The 15,243-nt window shown below is 57.5% G+C and carries 17 protein-coding genes; 11 read left to right on the top strand and 6 right to left on the bottom strand.

Going from position 1 to position 15,243, the window contains the following annotated elements:
* The first annotated feature begins 175 nt into the window (after positions 1 to 175).
* From L1A08_RS11485 to L1A08_RS11470, 5 genes are all read left to right on the top strand, one after another.
* Positions 176 to 1,657, top strand: coding sequence for a DEAD/DEAH box helicase (locus L1A08_RS11485; protein ID WP_238756541.1), 1,482 nt, complete (start codon positions 176 to 178; stop codon positions 1,655 to 1,657).
* A 192-nt stretch (positions 1,658 to 1,849) separates the two neighbouring features.
* Positions 1,850 to 1,975 (top strand): hypothetical protein, encoded by a 126-nt coding sequence (locus L1A08_RS22730; RefSeq protein ID WP_261362823.1) that lies wholly within the window; start codon positions 1,850 to 1,852, stop codon positions 1,973 to 1,975.
* A 117-nt stretch (positions 1,976 to 2,092) separates the two neighbouring features.
* A complete protein-coding gene (locus L1A08_RS11480; protein ID WP_238756540.1) occupies positions 2,093 to 2,290 on the top strand; it encodes a cold-shock protein in 198 nt (65 codons plus the stop codon).
* A gap of 169 nt (positions 2,291 to 2,459) precedes the next feature.
* Positions 2,460 to 2,963, top strand: coding sequence for a MarR family winged helix-turn-helix transcriptional regulator (locus L1A08_RS11475; protein ID WP_238756539.1), 504 nt, complete (start codon positions 2,460 to 2,462; stop codon positions 2,961 to 2,963).
* 132 nt (positions 2,964 to 3,095) lie between these two features.
* Positions 3,096 to 4,148 (top strand): sulfite exporter TauE/SafE family protein, encoded by a 1,053-nt coding sequence (locus tag L1A08_RS11470; protein WP_238756538.1) that lies wholly within the window; start codon positions 3,096 to 3,098, stop codon positions 4,146 to 4,148.
* Between the two features lie 115 nt (positions 4,149 to 4,263).
* Here the strand turns inward: L1A08_RS11470 and L1A08_RS11465 are convergent, their stop codons facing one another.
* From L1A08_RS11465 to L1A08_RS11455, 3 genes are all read right to left on the bottom strand, one after another.
* A complete protein-coding gene (locus tag L1A08_RS11465) occupies positions 4,264 to 4,482 on the bottom strand; it encodes a hypothetical protein (RefSeq protein ID WP_238756537.1) in 219 nt (72 codons plus the stop codon).
* Positions 4,483 to 4,596: 114 nt separating this feature from the next.
* A complete protein-coding gene (locus tag L1A08_RS11460; protein WP_238756536.1) occupies positions 4,597 to 4,788 on the bottom strand; it encodes a YqaE/Pmp3 family membrane protein in 192 nt (63 codons plus the stop codon).
* 82 nt (positions 4,789 to 4,870) lie between these two features.
* Entirely contained in the window at positions 4,871 to 5,035 is a 165-nt protein-coding gene (locus L1A08_RS11455) for a DUF1328 domain-containing protein (protein WP_238756535.1), read from the bottom strand.
* 467 nt (positions 5,036 to 5,502) lie between these two features.
* Here L1A08_RS11455 and L1A08_RS11450 point away from each other — a divergent pair, with 467 nt between their 5' ends.
* Entirely contained in the window at positions 5,503 to 7,656 is a 2,154-nt protein-coding gene (locus tag L1A08_RS11450; protein WP_238756534.1) for an FG-GAP-like repeat-containing protein, read from the top strand.
* Between the two features lie 39 nt (positions 7,657 to 7,695).
* Positions 7,696 to 8,007 carry a SelT/SelW/SelH family protein gene (locus L1A08_RS11445; RefSeq protein WP_238756533.1) on the top strand — a complete coding sequence of 104 codons (312 nt, stop codon included), beginning with the start codon at positions 7,696 to 7,698 and terminating at the stop codon, positions 8,005 to 8,007.
* Between the two features lie 97 nt (positions 8,008 to 8,104).
* Here the strand turns inward: L1A08_RS11445 and gatA are convergent, their stop codons facing one another.
* Both gatA and L1A08_RS11435 read right to left on the bottom strand, forming a co-directional pair.
* Complete coding sequence (gene gatA / locus L1A08_RS11440) at positions 8,105 to 9,547, bottom strand: Asp-tRNA(Asn)/Glu-tRNA(Gln) amidotransferase subunit GatA (RefSeq protein ID WP_238756532.1); 1,443 nt, start codon at positions 9,545 to 9,547, stop codon at positions 8,105 to 8,107.
* 235 nt (positions 9,548 to 9,782) lie between these two features.
* Positions 9,783 to 10,304: a hypothetical protein gene (locus L1A08_RS11435; RefSeq protein ID WP_238756531.1), complete on the bottom strand. Its 522-nt coding sequence runs from the start codon at positions 10,302 to 10,304 to the stop codon at positions 9,783 to 9,785.
* Positions 10,305 to 10,707: 403 nt separating this feature from the next.
* Here L1A08_RS11435 and L1A08_RS11430 point away from each other — a divergent pair, with 403 nt between their 5' ends.
* The 4 genes from L1A08_RS11430 (at position 10,708) to wrbA (ending at position 14,915) form a co-directional block, all read left to right on the top strand.
* Entirely contained in the window at positions 10,708 to 11,013 is a 306-nt protein-coding gene (locus tag L1A08_RS11430) for a hypothetical protein (protein ID WP_238756530.1), read from the top strand.
* A gap of 368 nt (positions 11,014 to 11,381) precedes the next feature.
* Positions 11,382 to 13,709 (top strand): alkaline phosphatase D family protein, encoded by a 2,328-nt coding sequence (locus L1A08_RS11425; protein WP_238756529.1) that lies wholly within the window; start codon positions 11,382 to 11,384, stop codon positions 13,707 to 13,709.
* 180 nt (positions 13,710 to 13,889) lie between these two features.
* On the top strand, positions 13,890 to 14,225 hold the full coding sequence (locus tag L1A08_RS11420; protein WP_238756528.1) for a carboxypeptidase-like regulatory domain-containing protein: 336 nt from the start codon (positions 13,890 to 13,892) through the stop codon (positions 14,223 to 14,225).
* Between the two features lie 78 nt (positions 14,226 to 14,303).
* Positions 14,304 to 14,915 (top strand): NAD(P)H:quinone oxidoreductase, encoded by a 612-nt coding sequence (gene wrbA, locus L1A08_RS11415; protein WP_238756527.1) that lies wholly within the window; start codon positions 14,304 to 14,306, stop codon positions 14,913 to 14,915.
* Here the strand turns inward: wrbA and L1A08_RS11410 are convergent.
* Positions 14,908 to 15,234, bottom strand: a complete 327-nt coding sequence (locus L1A08_RS11410) for a PGPGW domain-containing protein (protein WP_238756526.1) — start codon at positions 15,232 to 15,234, stop codon at positions 14,908 to 14,910. The genes wrbA and L1A08_RS11410 overlap by 8 nt on opposite strands.
* Between the last annotated feature and the right edge of the window lie 9 nt (positions 15,235 to 15,243).

Genomic DNA, 15,243 nt, shown 5'->3' with positions numbered 1-15,243 from the left:
TCGCGTCGATACTGCGGGAACTAATCATCCCGTCTGTCCGCGTTGAAGCACTTCCCAAATCAACAGGGATGTATCCCTCGCCTGTCAGGCTCGATGCATTTTTTCGCGCTCACATTGCGCACCGTGCATTCAGCTGGCGGGGAAATTGTCCCCTCGCTTCCTCGAAGGAACACCATTGAATACTTTTGCTGAAATTGAGCTCATCGCCCCGGTCCAACGTGCACTGGCCAGCGAAAACTACGAAGTTCCCACTCCCATTCAGGCTCAGACAATCCCGCCCGCTCTCGCAGGTCACGACATTCTCGGCTGCGCACAGACGGGCACTGGAAAGACGGCCGCTTTTGCCCTTCCTATCCTGCACAAGCTGGGAAAGAAGGGACGCAAGCCGCTGCAGAATCGCCCGAACGTCCTGATCCTGGCTCCCACACGGGAGCTGGCCATTCAGATCGGCGAAAGCTGCTCGACGTACGGCAAGCACCTGCAGGTGCGGCACGCCTTGATTTATGGCGGCGTCAGTCAGTTCCACCAGGTCAAAGCCCTCAATCGGGGTGTCCACATCGTTGTGGCGACTCCTGGCCGTCTGCTCGACCTGATGAACCAGGGGCATATTGAACTGGATCGTCTCGAAATCCTCGTTCTGGACGAAGCCGATCGCATGCTCGATATGGGCTTCCTGCCAGACCTGAAGAAGATCTTCCGCGAATTGCCGGAACAGCGGCAATCGCTGTTCTTCTCGGCAACTCTGCCGCCAAAGATCACCGAACTCGCCGGCAGCCTGCTGCGGGATCCCGTCACCGTCAACGTGACACCCAAGTCGACCAGCGTCGACCGGATCGAGCAGCAGCTTATCTACGTCGACCGGAGCCGGAAGCAGTCGCTTCTCCGTACGATTCTCTCGGAATCGGGAAGCGAACGAGCCATCGTCTTCACCAAGACCAAACGTGGAGCCAACTCTCTGGCCGAGCAGTTGGCCAAGTCGGGTCTCAAGGCGACGGCGATTCACGGCAACAAATCACAGAATGCCCGCCAGCGTGCTCTCGACGCCTTCCGTCGAAAGCAGGTTAACGTTCTCGTCGCTACCGACGTGGCCGCTCGCGGAATCGATATCGACGGAATCACCCACGTCTTCAACTTCGACCTTCCAGTTGAGCCGGAAAGCTACGTTCACCGTATCGGACGGACCGGACGGGCAGGGGCCGACGGGATTGCGATTTCGTTCTGCAGCGGCAACGAGCGTCGTGAACTGCGTGCCATCGAACAGCTGATCGGACAAAAAGTCCCGGTTGCTCGCCACGAATCTCTTGGCGATGCTGCAGAGACTGGCTCCGGTGATCGTGACAACGATCGCTCCAGCAGTCGTCCTCGACGTCGCCCGGAAAACCGCGGTCCTTTCAAAGGACCACGCCGGCGTCCCGATGGAGCGAAGCCCTCTGGAGAGCGTGCCGAAAGAAAACAGGACGGAAAAGAGCGGTTCTCCCGCGACGATGCCGCCCCACGGCGAAGCAGCCGTCCTGCTCAACCGGGTAGCCCGCGTAAGGGTGGCTTTGCCGCTTCAGGCGGAGAAGGTGCTCGTGCCGAAGGCCACGGCCAGGGACAGCCGCGTCACAAGAAAAAGAAGAGCCGTTTCTCGAAGAAGCGGACCCCACAAACCACATAACCGGGAACACAGGGCCGGGCGGGTTGCGTCCAATCTGCCCTGGTTCTATCGTCTCGTAGCTCCGTCCTCCTATGACATCTGCCCGGCAGGGACCGGGCAAGTTGGTCCGCAGGACGGGTACAGTCTGGTTCCTTATTCAGGAGAGTTCTTATCGCAAAGAAACAGAATACGTTTGAAAAACGCCAACGCGAGATGGAAAAGAAGCACAAGGCTCAGGAGAAGCTCAAGCGACGCCTGAGACGTAAAAACTCGCCGTCCGAGATCATTCCGCCCGTCCCCGACGAGGCAGAACTCGACATCACCGACGACGAGACCTAATCACTGTCAATTTCCGCGCCGGCACTTCAGTCCGGGCGGTTGTTTAAGCAGTCCACTTCGCGTGATACGTTTCTAGCGATACAGACCGCACTATTTTTTGAGTTTGGGACCACCACAATGGCCGAAGGTACAATTAAACGCATTACGACAAAGGGATTTGGATTCATCGACAATGGATCCGGAGCCGACCTGTTCTTCCACAGCTCTTCACTGGAAGGCGTGTCCTTCGAGCAGCTGCGCGAAGGTCAGCCGGTCACGTACAATGTCGGACAGGGACCGAAGGGCCCCCGCGCCGAGAACGTTCGCTGCCAGTAATTGCAGCTGAGCCCGAAAGACTTTTGTCTTGCGGGCATTGAGTTTAAAAAGTCGCCTGAAGCCTCTTTCGGGCGACTTATTTTTTTGGATGGCCCGTTTCGCGGATTGAGAAACCCGGGAAGGCCGTCCGAACAACAATTGTCTTGACATTTCTCAGGCTGACGGCAAAATGACGCAACGGAAAACGGATGTGAAGCAGGAACCGGGGATCCCGGCATTCGATTCCACGGAACAGGAAACCTTCCTCAATCTCTGGCGGACGTACGACTGTCTCAAGGCGATTGAAGAACAACTGTTCGGGCAATTCAAGCTGACAGCCCAGCAATACAATGCTTTGCGATTGCTGCAGGCTGCCGCGCCGTCCCCGGTGCCCACCCTGGCGCTGGGACGCAAGCTGATTACCCGAGCGCCTGATATCACGCGGATGTTGGATCGCTTGGAGAAACGAGGCCTGATTCAGAGAACGAGGCGCGTCGAGAATCGTCGTGTGGTTGAAGTGGAGTTGACTGCCGAAGGGGGAGAACTGCTCACAGAGATGGCGGACGCCGTCCGCGAAATGCACGAGCGACAACTCTCTCACCTGACTGCAGCGCAGCAGGAGCAGTTCGTCGAATTGCTCCGACTCGCCCGCAAACCTCACGAAGATGCCAGCTGCGACTGGCTCGAGAACTAGAGCAGTCAACCTGAGTCTCCGTAGACATCGGGGAGAGCCCTCGCCTCAAGCCTCGAACGCGCCCTGCAGATCATCCGCACGACGTCGCCGACGTCTTCCAACGATTTCACTTGTTGAGCAGGGTTGATCGTCATGCGTTCCGCGACTGGCCGTTTTCCGTATCTGTGGCCATTTCTCGTCTGGCTGGGGATCTTCTACACCGCCTGGCTGACGCTTGTGATCGCTGGCGGATCTATCGACACGCTGCGTTCTCACTGGCCGATCGCAGTGGCGATGTCCTTCGGATCGTACATCGCCGGTTCAACTCCCATGGGCGGCGGAACCGTTGGCTTCCCGGTCCTGGTCCTTCTGTTCGACTTTCCTGGAAGCCTGGGACGAAACTTCGGGCTGGCCGTGCAGTCAATCGGCATGGTCTCGGCGAGCATCTACATTTTCTCCGCCGGCATCAAACTGAACTGGGGCATTCTGCGACCCGCCATGGTGGGATCGTTGATCGGAACTCCACTCGGTGCCTTGTTTGTCGCTCCCCATGTGCCGGACCTGTGGGTGAAGCTGCTCTTCGCTATCGTCTGGGCCAGCTTTGGAATCATGCATTTGGTTAAACTTCGCGAGTTGGTCGCCGCCGCAGGAATGAGCAGTCGCTGGCGAAGCTGGGAAAATGCGATTGGTCTGGCCGTCGGATTATCGGGCGGCGTAGTCGCCTCAATTACCGGCGTCGGTATCGACATGATGATCTACGCGATGCTCGTCCTGCTCTTCCGTGCCGATCTGAAGACCGCGATTCCCACCTCTGTCGTTTTGATGGCCTTCACGTCGGTGATCGGCATCGCCAGCAACGTCGGCCTGGCTCGGCTCATGCCGGGTTCTTTCGCGATTGCTCCGGAAGTCTTTGCCAACTGGCTCGCGGCCGCTCCCATCGTCGCCCTGGGAGCTCCCCTGGGCGCAGTCGTGGTCAATCTGATCTCCCGCACACCGACACTGGTACTCGTGTCAGTCCTCTGTATTGGACAGTTCGTCTGGACCATTGTGTCCGAAGAAGTCAGCGGGGGTACTCTCGTTGCGTCCGTTCTCGCCGTGCTCGGAATGAACGGAATCTTTCATCTCTTGTATGTCAGTGGCTCCGAGCAGCAACCCGAACCGGCCGGGGTGGCCCGGCCGACATTGGCGGAGCAGGGCGAAAGTTAAATAAAAAAAGCCGTCGCCTGGAATTTTCATTCCGGACGACGGCTTTCTATCAGGAGCAGGCCACTATCAGGCGAGGATCAGGATTTCAGGCCACAATGCTCCAGTACGCTTCAATTTAGCAATGAGTGTGAGCAGCATCGCAAGGCTCGATCAGGCCGGGTGCGGTCATGTGAGCAATGTCCAACAGGGCTCCGTACCGCTTTTCCATTTGTGTGATCAACCTGTCCCATTCGTGGCGACTGTCGTTCGACGCCTGAGCCGCCTTGGACCGAACGATTTCGAGCTGAGTTTCCAACAGGTGAAGCCTGTACGCGATGTTTGGTGCGGGACTCATTTCTCCCATCCTTTGTTTTGGCGAAGGGCTGCCATCCTCGTCCCTTCGGTTCTCTCAACTTATGTGTTTCCATAGCCCGTTCGGCTCACTCTCCCGATCCGAACGGCTCTCGCCCTACTTCTTGGCGATAATATATACGGCGTGAATGATACCTGGGATGTAACCCAGAATTGTCAGCAGGATGTTCAGCCAAAAGTGAAAGCCAAGGCCCACTTCGAAGAACACGCCGACTGGTGGCAGAAAAATTGCCAGCAGCAGTTTCACAAAATCGCCGGCGACGGAGTCGCGTGGTGTAGCAGTACTCATTGTCGTCTCCCTTCTCTCGTGCTTGATCTGACTTGTCGCTGACGCCCTCATTCCGCGAAGGCGTCAGCATGACTCCCCTGCGTTAAACAGCAGAGCGGCGTCCGATCAGCAGCGAAGCGATAAACATCACCAGAAAGACAACGAACAGAATTTTGGCGATACCAGCCGATGTACCGGCAACACCACCAAATCCCAGAGCAGCTGCAATCAAAGCAATAACCAGAAATGTCAGAGCCCAACTTAACATGACAATCTCCCTTAATCAGAGTTTACTAACGCTTGAGACAACCTCGCGTCTGAATAAGGGTTAATGCATGAGGCGTGCCAAACTCGCTTTTCTCGATTTTCCCGCGTTTTTTGGCGAGGTTCTCTAGAACTCTGATCGCTCATCGACCAGAGGCTGCCAGAAACCCGTTCTTCTCGAACGCTTGGACTCTACGAAACTGTCCTCCCAGGCCTTTTTCTGCAGCAATCGACGAGATGTCGCCTGAAAACACGAGAATGCAGGCTGCTTTAGGCGATAAGAACATTGAGTTCGGACTTGGATTGGGCAAAAATAGGAAAGCATCTCTGCAACCGCTTTGCCGAGTGAGAGCCGGGCCTTGGGCACTCACTGAAGACTGACCTTTTCGCACACTGGCCGATTCCCAATAATCCGGTCACCTCGGGCCGCTTCACTCGATGATTACCCTAATTTATTACGGACTTGCGCTTATGTCGTTCTTATGGACACTGACCGCTACGGTTGAGAATCTCCTTCACAACCAGTTGGCGCCGCGTCGTTCCTTTTCACGCCGCGTTTCGGTTCCGTACCGACAGATTTTCGATCTCCCTCAGGCGGAAACACTCGAAAGTCGCACGCTCTTGTCAGCGGTCGACCTGACCGCCCGTGAACAGCTGCTGCTTGAACTGATCAACCGTGCCCGTATGGATCCAGGCGCGGAAGCGACTCGCCATGGAATCGACCTGAATGCGAGCCTGGATCCGGGAACGATCGCTGATACGCCGAAGCAGCCGCTGGCTCCCCACCAGGCTTTGTTGGATGCAGCTCGCGCCCATTCCGATGACATGCTGGCTCGCGACTACTTCAATCACGAATCTCCTGAGGGCACAACGCCTGGCAGCCGTGCCACAGCCGCAGGGTATACCTCTTACAACATCGTTGGGGAAAACATCTCGTGGGGAGGTTCAACGGGAGCGATCGATGAGGATGCTCACGTCTACGAACGCCACAGGAAGCTGTTCCTGAGCTCGGGCCACCGCAAGAACATGCTAGATGACCGGCATCGGGAAGTTGGAACCGGCGTTCGTTATGGCCTCTATACGAGCCAGGGGACGACTTACAACGCGTCGATGGTGACCGAACTTTTCGGCGGCAAATTTAACACGAACAACTTCATCACCGGCGTCGTCTTCACCGATGCAACCAGCGGCGCCGACGACGACAACTTCTACACGATTGGCGAAGCCTTTGGCGGGGGAACAATTCGCGCCACCAACGTCGCTTCCGGAGCTGAGTTCTCCGACATGGTTGGGGCAGCCGGGGGATACACGCTGCAGGTTCCGGACGGAACTTACGAAGTCACCATGACCGGCCCGAATGGCGACGTCACTTACGTCGTGAGCAACGTGGTGGTGAATTCGGAGAACGTCAAAGTCGACTTCGAAACAACGACCGCGACCGTTCAGGAAGAAACACGTGATCCGACTCAGCTCGGCATCGCTGGTTTTACGAACGGCAACTGGTGGATGGCCGACACTGATGCCAACGGGGAGTACTCCAATCATGTCGCGACGAATGGTCCGGCCAGCTCGTTTCAAAAGGTTGTTCAGGGCGACTTCAATGGTGATAACATCGATGACGTTGCCGTCTGGCTTCACAACGGCGAATGGCAGGTTGGGATCAGCAACGGGCAGGGACAGCTGAACTTCTCCGCCTGGACCACCTGGACTCACGCCGCCATCAAAGAAGTCCATGTCGGCGACTTCAATGAAGACGGACGTGACGATATCGTCGGACTGTTCAAGAACGGAAATCGAGGCCGCTGGTGGGTCGCGACATCGACCGGTCAGCAGTTCCTGAACCGCCATTGGGGCGATTACGGCAACTACGACGGCATCAATACGGTCCTGGCCGGTAACTTTGACGGAGTCAAAGGCGATGACCTCGCCGTGGTCGCCAGCTCCGGCGTCGTCTGGATGGTCAAAACCAGCAACAGTCGGTTCCAGTACCTGAATTCGCATCGCTGGAACGTCTCGAACGGATTTGAGTTTGCTCAGGTCGGGAACTTCAATGGCGATACCCGTGACGACATCCTGGCTGTCTTCGGAACCGGAAGAGACCGCAGTATCTTTGTCGCCAAGTCGCTGGGGCCAGCCAACGGATTCTACAGCAGCAACTGGACGAACCTGACCGTGACGCAGTCGCTCGATGCCGTGGCCGTGGGTGATTTCGACGGCGATGGCCGCGACAACGTCGCGACTCTTTTGAACGGCACCAAGCTCTGGTATGGGCAGTCCGACGGACGCAGCTTCAGCATGCGATTTGGTCTCAACTGGAATCAGGTGGGGCAGGGGATGTCCGACCTTTCTGTCGGCGACAGCAATGGCGATGGTCTGGCCGATCTCATCGCGAGAGCTGACAACGGTTACTGGTATGCCGCTGAGTCGACGGGCTCCGCATTCTCGAATTACTCGATGGTTCGCTGGGCTCCGAATGCGAACTGGGAACACGTGATGATTGGAACATTCCGGTCGCCACCGGCTCCTCCGGCACTTGTTGATCGGACTGCCGCCGATTCCTTTTCGACCGACGACGAGACCGTCTTCGGAGACACAGCATTGCTCGACCTCTTACAGAACGTTTAATGCCATCACCGATCGCCTCGGTCCTCTGAAAGCCTGATCATGCCAGAAACCGGCGGCAACATTGTCACCATCACCTACTGCACGCAGTGTCGCTGGATGCTGCGTGCGGCGTGGATGGCTCAGGAACTGCTGACGACATTCGAGCAGGAACTTGCGGAAGTCGGTCTGCGTCCCGGCACGGGCGGTGTCTTCGAAGTCGTCGCGAACAGGACGACCATCTGGTCCCGGACAGCCGAGGGACGCTTTCCAGATATTAAAGAGCTGAAGCAGCGGGTCCGCGATCAGGTCGCTCCCGGCCGAAATCTTGGCCACACAGATACCCCCGCAGCTTCTGACAGAGACCACAGCTAGAGCATTTTCATGCTTCTCCTGCAGTCGCTTGGGCGCCAATCCCCTGCCAGGCTGAGTTTGCTCCTGCAAACATCCGCAGTCAAACTTTGAATTTGCTCTACAGACTCGGCTGAGCATCGTGCCAGGAGTGTTCCTGCTCGAACATGCGAGCTGCCCGGAGGAGCTTTTCTTCGCCCAGCTTCGGGCCGATCAGCTGCGTACCCAGCGGGAGTCCGTCGCTGGTGAATCCGCACGGGATCGAGAGAGCGGGTATGCCCGACAGATTGGCCCCGATCGTGAACATGTCGGCCATATACATCTGGAGAGGATCGTCGACGAATTCCCCTCGTCGAAAGGCGGGACCGGGAGTCACAGGTCCGATCAGCATGTCGACCTTCTCGAAGGCGTCCTGATAGTCTTTCTGAATAAGCCGCCGCACCTTCAGTGCCTTCAGGTAATAGGCATCGTAATAGCCCGACGAAAGAGCGTAGCAACCAAGCATGATGCGGCGTTTCACTTCGGGCCCGAAGCCTTCCGTTCTCGAGTTCGCATACAACTCCTGGAGGTTGCCGTAGGACTCGGCCCGATGGCCGTAGTGAATTCCGTCGTATCGAGACAGATTGCTTGATGCTTCCGACGGCGCGATGATGTAATAGGTGGCCACGCAGTATTGCGAATGTGGCAGGTGGATCGGGACAATCTCCGCCCCGAGTTTGCGATAGACATCCACGGAAGCGGTCACGGCCTGCTTCACGCTCTCATCGACGCCCTCTCCAAACCAGTCTTCCACGACCCCCAACTTCAGGTTATCCAGCGGTCGATCCAGGGTCGCCAGATAATCAGGGACCGGTTCGTCCAGAGAGGTCGAGTCGAGCGGATCGTAACCGGAAATTACCTGGAGCAGCGCGGCTGCGCCGTAAACATCGCGAGAGAAAGGCCCAATCTGATCGAGCGAACTGGCGAAAGCCACGAGGCCGTATCGCGAGACCCGGCCATAGGTCGGCTTCATTCCGACGACGCCACAAAAAGCGGCTGGCTGACGAATTGAACCGCCGGTATCACTCCCCAATGCGACAGGGGCAAGCCCCGCTGCGACAGCAGCAGCCGATCCCCCGGAGGAACCGCCAGGTACGCACTCGAGATTCCAGGGATTGTTCGTCCGGCCGAGAGCCGAATTCTCCGTCGACGAGCCCATGGCGAACTCGTCCATGTTCGTCTTCCCCAGCAGCACGGCTCCTGCCGCTTTGAGCTTTCGGATTACCGTGGCATCGTACGGCGAGTGATACTGCTGCAACATACGCGATGCACACGACGTGAAAGAATCGACGTCGCAGATATTGTCCTTGATGGCGACCGGAATTCCGGCGAGCGGTGACTCGGTCTCATCGGCTTCTGCGGCGGACTCGCGCACGCGATCCGCATCGAAATGCAGAAAGGCCCCGATACGGGAGTCGTTTGTCGAGATCTGCTCGGCGAAATGAGCCGCCAGATCGGTGCCAGTGAGAGAGTTCGACTGCAACTGTTCGACACACTGCCGGGTGGTACTCGGGACTGCGGACACGAACGTACTTTCCATCCAGTTCTGAAGCGAAATCTGATCAAATGCGTGGATCGTTCCTGGGCGAAATCGGGGAACAACCACGCGCTGCCGGTTGAGAGAAACTGAGTCTAGTTGTTTCACCAGCAATGTCGAGGCACCGCCCCGGCGGGATAATCCCCCTACGAAAAAGACCCGCTGCGAGGCAAAGCCCCGAGCGGGTCCATTGAGGAGGTCCCTCGATGTCTTCAATGACTGCTTACGGCTGCACCACCACGTAACGTTGGGCGTTACCGACCTGAACCGGCAGGTAATAAACGCCCTGAGCGGTCAGATAGCTGATGCCGTTCCGATCTTCGCTGACTGTGCCAGCCGGCAGACTTTCCACGATCGTGCCCGGAATGGGCTTCTGAACGGTGGTCTGGACCGGTTGCGATCCGCTGAACTGCTGTTGCGGAGGAGCGGCCTGCTGCGAGTAACCCAGGCTCGGCGCTGCCGGAGCCGGATGATAAGCCGGTGGTGGCGACATGTAATAGATGTCCCGGTGAACAACCGGCGGATGATCGTAAATGACGACCGGCGGCGGTGCATGATGGTGAATAACGTGGCGGCGTGGTGGCGGTGAGGCCAGCAGCCCGGCGACGGCTCCGACGGCGAAGCCAACGGCAGCGGAAGCACCGCATCCGCCATGGTGGTGACCGTGCCCGGCTTCCGCCGAGGGCACGAACAAAGCGAGCATGAGTCCAGCCGAAGCTACGGCCGAAGTAACACGAGTCTTCATTGGAATTCCTTTTCTCCCCGTTTGACAGACTGACACCCGTCAGTCCCCGCCGGTCAACGCATCCCCCTGATGCGCGGTGAGCCGATGGCTCGAAGCCGGCTTAGCGGGGTTGATACCAGATCCCGAAAAGTGAGGCGAGAGCAATTTCTCGTGACTGAAGTGAATTTCTGCACTGTCGGGGAAATCCCCAAAGAAAATCCACCACCCGGCCAAACCTCCAGAAGAATACGGAATCCCGACGATCCAGAGCGGGGAATAGAGGACTGCGACAGGGTGAAATACCGATGAAAAGAATAAAAATTTGACAATGCGTAGGGAATGCGGCAGAATGCAGAGACCTTTCCGTTGGACAACCCTGACGGAATGCACACCCACTTCTCAATTTCACCAAGGTGGACGTTGAATGAATTCTTACCAGCACGACGCTCCTTCTTCCGAATCCCACCCCGCTTCCTCTCGCCTGGCTGTTCTGTCTGTAACAACTCTCGGAGTGTTCGCCTTGACCTCCGCTCTGCTGATTATGCCGACTCTGGCTCTGAGCACAGCTGGTTTCTATCTCGGACTGGCGAGTCTCGTCGCTTTCATGGCAACGAGCATCTTTGCGGGTCGTATTCTTTCGGAACGTGCTGAACTGGCTCGACAGAAATGTCCGGTTCGGAATCCGGCTCAAGAACTGGCCAACCGTTACCAGGACCGCCACCACGGCTAGAATATCCCACTGAATTCAATTACGGAGTGCCTCTGCTCCGAAGCTACTGGAGCAGGGGGCATCTCTCGAACGGCAAATTGGCTCGACTTGAGTCGACCGCATGCTGAATGGCCCCGCTGGCCGCCCGCAGGATCCGCTTGCTTCCTGCCACACTCATTGCTCCGCTTACTTCCGTGAACCAATTGGACTGTGGCCTCCGCGTTCTCTTTCCGGGCGAAGATCCATCAACGATTGACCATATGCATCCGGATTGTTATCTAAAAGCAGCAGACCATCTCCGAATGAACAGCCTCAACGAAGGAGGCTGGGCCGCGCAAATTCTGTCGGGGCCGCGATCAGATCTTCCAGTCTACGAGCGACAAGAGCCTATGATTACCCACATTCCACGGCGCGTGGCACTGAAACTCATCACCGCTGGCTCCGGCATTCTGGGACTGCAGACGGCCCCTCGACCGGTCGCAGCGAGCGATGCGAAGGACCTCTCGCTGACTTCCGTGGGAAACTGGTCGAAAACTCCGGATCGGGTCTGGCTCGGTGAAGAGTTCTGGGCCAATCCCATGGAAGACTGGCGGATTACTGAGGGAGCAGCCGAGTGCCAGTCAGCCGCTGGGAATCGCAGCGTCCACCTGGTCACTCATCAGCTCACCGATTCCGACGCCTCATTCCGCATGCAGGTCGAAGTCACTCGGGTCGCTGCGGGCCCCAAGGATGGCGGAGCAGGATTCCGTATCGGCGTCAGCAGTGATCTCAACGAATATCGCAGCAACTGCTTCGCACCGGGAGGAATCACCGCCGGACTGACCAACAATGCGCTGGTTCTCGGAGGGAAGAGACAGGAGTTGACTAATCCCTCGGGCGACGGACCGATCACACTTGACGTCGCCGGCTCACCGGAGGGAAATCAATATTCGCTGACCCTGACCGCCCGGGCACACGAGAAAACGCTCGGTACAGTGACTCAGACGTTCCGGCGACAGGCGATTCTGGGAAACGTCGCTCTGGCACACAACTTCAATACCCCTCCGAACAAGCCGAACGGCAGTCGCTTCCGCTTTCGTGACTGGCAGGTCGGCGGCGGCGCATTTACCGTGACCGAAGATCACAAATTTGGACCGATCCTCTGGTCGATGTATTCGCTGAGTGATACCCGCAGCGACGAAGGATACGTTCTCAAGTTGAGCGGACTGACCGGCCCTCTCGGTCAACAGGATAACCAGACGCTGCAGTTGCAGGTTCAGCGGGACGGTCAGTGGGAAACACTCAAGGACGCTTCCCTGGATACCGACGCGTGGGTGGCGACGTTTCGCATTGCGAATTGGGACCAGACGACCGAAACGCCGTTTCGTCTTCTCTATCAACAGAAGTGGACCAACGGCGAGACGAACGACTACGAATGGACCGGTATCATTCAGGCGGAACCGGAGGGGCGTCCGCTCCGCTTCGGAGCACTAACCTGTCAGAATGATTACGCCTTCCCTTACGAGCCTGTTGCCGAGAGCCTGCGAAAGCTCGCTCCGGACATGCTCTACTTTTCAGGCGATCAGATTTACGAGAGCCACGGCGGCTTCGGCGTGGTTCGCGATCCCGCTGACCGGGCGATTCTGAATTACCTTCGCAAGTACTATCAGTTCGGCTGGTCCTTCCGCGAAGCGATGCGCGATCGTCCCACTCTCTGCCTTCCCGACGATCACGACGTTTTCCAGGGCAACCTCTGGGGCGAGGGCGGTAAAGCTATGAAGGATCTCGATGCCGGAACTTCATCCAAGGGCGGATATCGCGAACCAGTGCGAATGGTCAACGCCGTACACCGGACCTGCACCGCTCACCATCCCGACGCATTCGATCCGACTCCCGCCGAGCAGGGCATGAACGTCTATTATGGCGATCTGGTCTATGGCGGCGTGAGCTTCGCGATTATTGCCGATCGACAGTGGAAGAGCGGACCGGAACGGGTCGATACCGGAAGCGGACGAGCTGACCATGTCATGGACAGAGACTTCGATACCTCGAAGCTCGATCAGCCTGATCTCGTCCTCCTGGGAGAACGCCAGGAAGAGTTCCTGAAACAGTGGGCCGATGACTGGCGTGGCCACACCATCAAAGTCTTGTTGAGTCAAACCGTCTTCGCGGGAGTCGCCACTCATCACGGCGGGTACGATGGCTATTTGAAGGCAGACCTCGACTGCGGGGGCTGGCCCCAGACCAAGCGGGACGAAACCGTCGACATCCTTCGCAGATCAATGGCCCTGCATATCAACGGCGACCAGCATCTCACGACTGTCTGCCAGTACGGCGTCGAACGACAGCGGGACAGCAACTGGTCGTTCTGCACTCCGGCGATCGCCGCCGGTTATCCGCGCTGGTGGCGGCCCGATGAAATTGGCATGGACCATGAGAACCGACCGAAACATGGCCTCCCGAATACAGGCGAGTTCGAAGATGGACTCGGCAATCGCGTCTACGTGTATGCGGTCGGGAACCCTGAAGTCGGTACGAAAAAGAATCGATACGAAAAGGCCCACCAGAAAGGAAGCGGTCTGGGACTGGTAACGATCGATCCCGCCGCCAGGACCTACAAGCTGGAGTCGTTTCGCTTCTCGATCGATGTGACGGATGATGATCCATCGAATCAGTTCCCGGGCTGGCCACTGACGATCCAGCAGGCTGAGAATCGTGGAGAAAACAAACTCAGCTAGAGCCTCCTCTCTGAACGAGTAACCGTTCCGCCCGTGTCTTCACTTCCTATGCCCCCTTTCGAAAGTGCTCCCATGATTACGTATTCTCCGCTTCGCACTCGCTCTTCCATTCAACTCGCATTGGCAATGCTATGCAGCATCGTCCTGATCGGCTGTGGAGGGTCATCCTCCGGACCCGATTTGTCGTCAGTCTCAGGAACAGTGACGCTCGATGGCCAGCCGCTCGAAGGAGCAACGGTTACGTTTATCCCAGCCGAAGGTCGCAGCTCCACCGGGGTCACCGATGCCAGCGGCAACTATACGTTGAAGTACAGTGCCGATCGTGACGGAGCCGTACCCGGTCAGCATCAGGTGACTATCACGACGGAACGCGCACTGTCCGGTGGAGAAGGAGATCAGCCACTCGTGGAAGCGAGAGAAGAACTCTTGCCGCCCAAATACCACAGCGAAACCGAGCTGACCGCGGATGTCAGTTCCGGATCGGATACCGAGAACTTCGACCTGAAGACGGAATAGGCGGCTTGAAGCTCACAAGATCAGCGCAAACGAAAATGAACGTCCACTCGCAGAGACTTTGCCGATCGGGGAGTTCCCATGAAGATCTATGTCGTTTTCTATAGCACTTACGGCCATGTCTACCAGATGGCCCAAGCAGTGTCCGACGGGGCGAAGTCTGTCGAGGGATCGGAAGTCAGCCTTTTTCAGGTGGAGGAAACTCTCTCCGACGAAATCCTGGAGAAGATGGGGGCAGCTGAGGCGAAGAAAGCATTCGAGCACATTCCCTTGATTGCGCCCGCCCAGCTTGCCGAAGCAGACGCCATTATCTTCGGCACACCCACCCGATTCGGGAACATGGCGGCGCAGATGAGGGCGCTGCTGGACGCGACAGGTGGGCTGTGGAAGAAAGGGTCGCTCATTGGCAAGATTGGAAGCGTCTTCGCCTCCACGGGATCTCAGCATGGTGGGCAGGAAACGACGATCACCAGCTTCCACACCACGCTGTTGCACCACGGAATGGTCATCGTAGGGGTGCCGTATTCGTGTCCCGGACTCACGGTGATGTCCGAAATCACGGGCGGCACACCTTACGGAGCGACGACCATGGCAGATGCCGACGGCAGTCGGCAGCCTACTGAAAACGAGTTAAGTATTGCCCGTTTTCAGGGTGAGCACGTCGCGAAGCTGACCAGAAAACTGGTCAGCTGACGTTGACCGTATCTCGTTCGATCAAACGCTTTGTCCGTCGGGAGGTCTCTGCCGGGCTTTTGCTTTTCTGCTCAGAATCACGCTTCCGATTTCGGGCATTATCGACTTTCTCGCGTACGTATTTCTGAACGCGATTCCGCAGGTGGCGGGCCCAGACAAACTCGGTCCCCAGAATTGCCAGGCCCACTGCGATCATCACCAGCCCGGGACCGGGTGTGACCAGCATGATCCCGCCGAGCAGGATCACGATCCCGCCGGCGATTCCCACGGCGATTTGCCGGATCAGCTGCCAGCTGCTTGATTTCACTTGATTGGACATCGTTGACAA

Source organism: Rubinisphaera margarita, assembly GCF_022267515.1.
Lineage (GTDB): Bacteria > Planctomycetota > Planctomycetia > Planctomycetales > Planctomycetaceae > Rubinisphaera > Rubinisphaera margarita.
The sequence above is the reverse complement of the archived record's forward strand: the minus strand, read 5'-3'. Positions and strand labels throughout refer to the sequence as shown.

Coding starts and splice junctions, on each gene's coding strand:
- L1A08_RS22730 (WP_261362823.1), top strand. CDS start 1,850: ATGGAAAAGAAGCACAAGGCTCAGGAGAAGCTCAAGCGACGCCTGAGA.
- L1A08_RS11480 (WP_238756540.1), top strand. CDS start 2,093: ATGGCCGAAGGTACAATTAAACGCATTACGACAAAGGGATTTGGATTC.
- L1A08_RS11475 (WP_238756539.1), top strand. CDS start 2,460: ATGACGCAACGGAAAACGGATGTGAAGCAGGAACCGGGGATCCCGGCA.
- L1A08_RS11470 (WP_238756538.1), top strand. CDS start 3,096: ATGCGTTCCGCGACTGGCCGTTTTCCGTATCTGTGGCCATTTCTCGTC.
- L1A08_RS11465 (WP_238756537.1), bottom strand. CDS start 4,482: ATGAGTCCCGCACCAAACATCGCGTACAGGCTTCACCTGTTGGAAACT.
- L1A08_RS11460 (WP_238756536.1), bottom strand. CDS start 4,788: ATGAGTACTGCTACACCACGCGACTCCGTCGCCGGCGATTTTGTGAAA.
- L1A08_RS11455 (WP_238756535.1), bottom strand. CDS start 5,035: ATGTTAAGTTGGGCTCTGACATTTCTGGTTATTGCTTTGATTGCAGCT.
- L1A08_RS11450 (WP_238756534.1), top strand. CDS start 5,503: ATGTCGTTCTTATGGACACTGACCGCTACGGTTGAGAATCTCCTTCAC.
- L1A08_RS11445 (WP_238756533.1), top strand. CDS start 7,696: ATGCCAGAAACCGGCGGCAACATTGTCACCATCACCTACTGCACGCAG.
- L1A08_RS11435 (WP_238756531.1), bottom strand. CDS start 10,304: ATGAAGACTCGTGTTACTTCGGCCGTAGCTTCGGCTGGACTCATGCTC.
- L1A08_RS11430 (WP_238756530.1), top strand. CDS start 10,708: ATGAATTCTTACCAGCACGACGCTCCTTCTTCCGAATCCCACCCCGCT.
- L1A08_RS11425 (WP_238756529.1), top strand. CDS start 11,382: ATGATTACCCACATTCCACGGCGCGTGGCACTGAAACTCATCACCGCT.
- wrbA (WP_238756527.1), top strand. CDS start 14,304: ATGAAGATCTATGTCGTTTTCTATAGCACTTACGGCCATGTCTACCAG.
- L1A08_RS11410 (WP_238756526.1), bottom strand. CDS start 15,234: ATGTCCAATCAAGTGAAATCAAGCAGCTGGCAGCTGATCCGGCAAATC.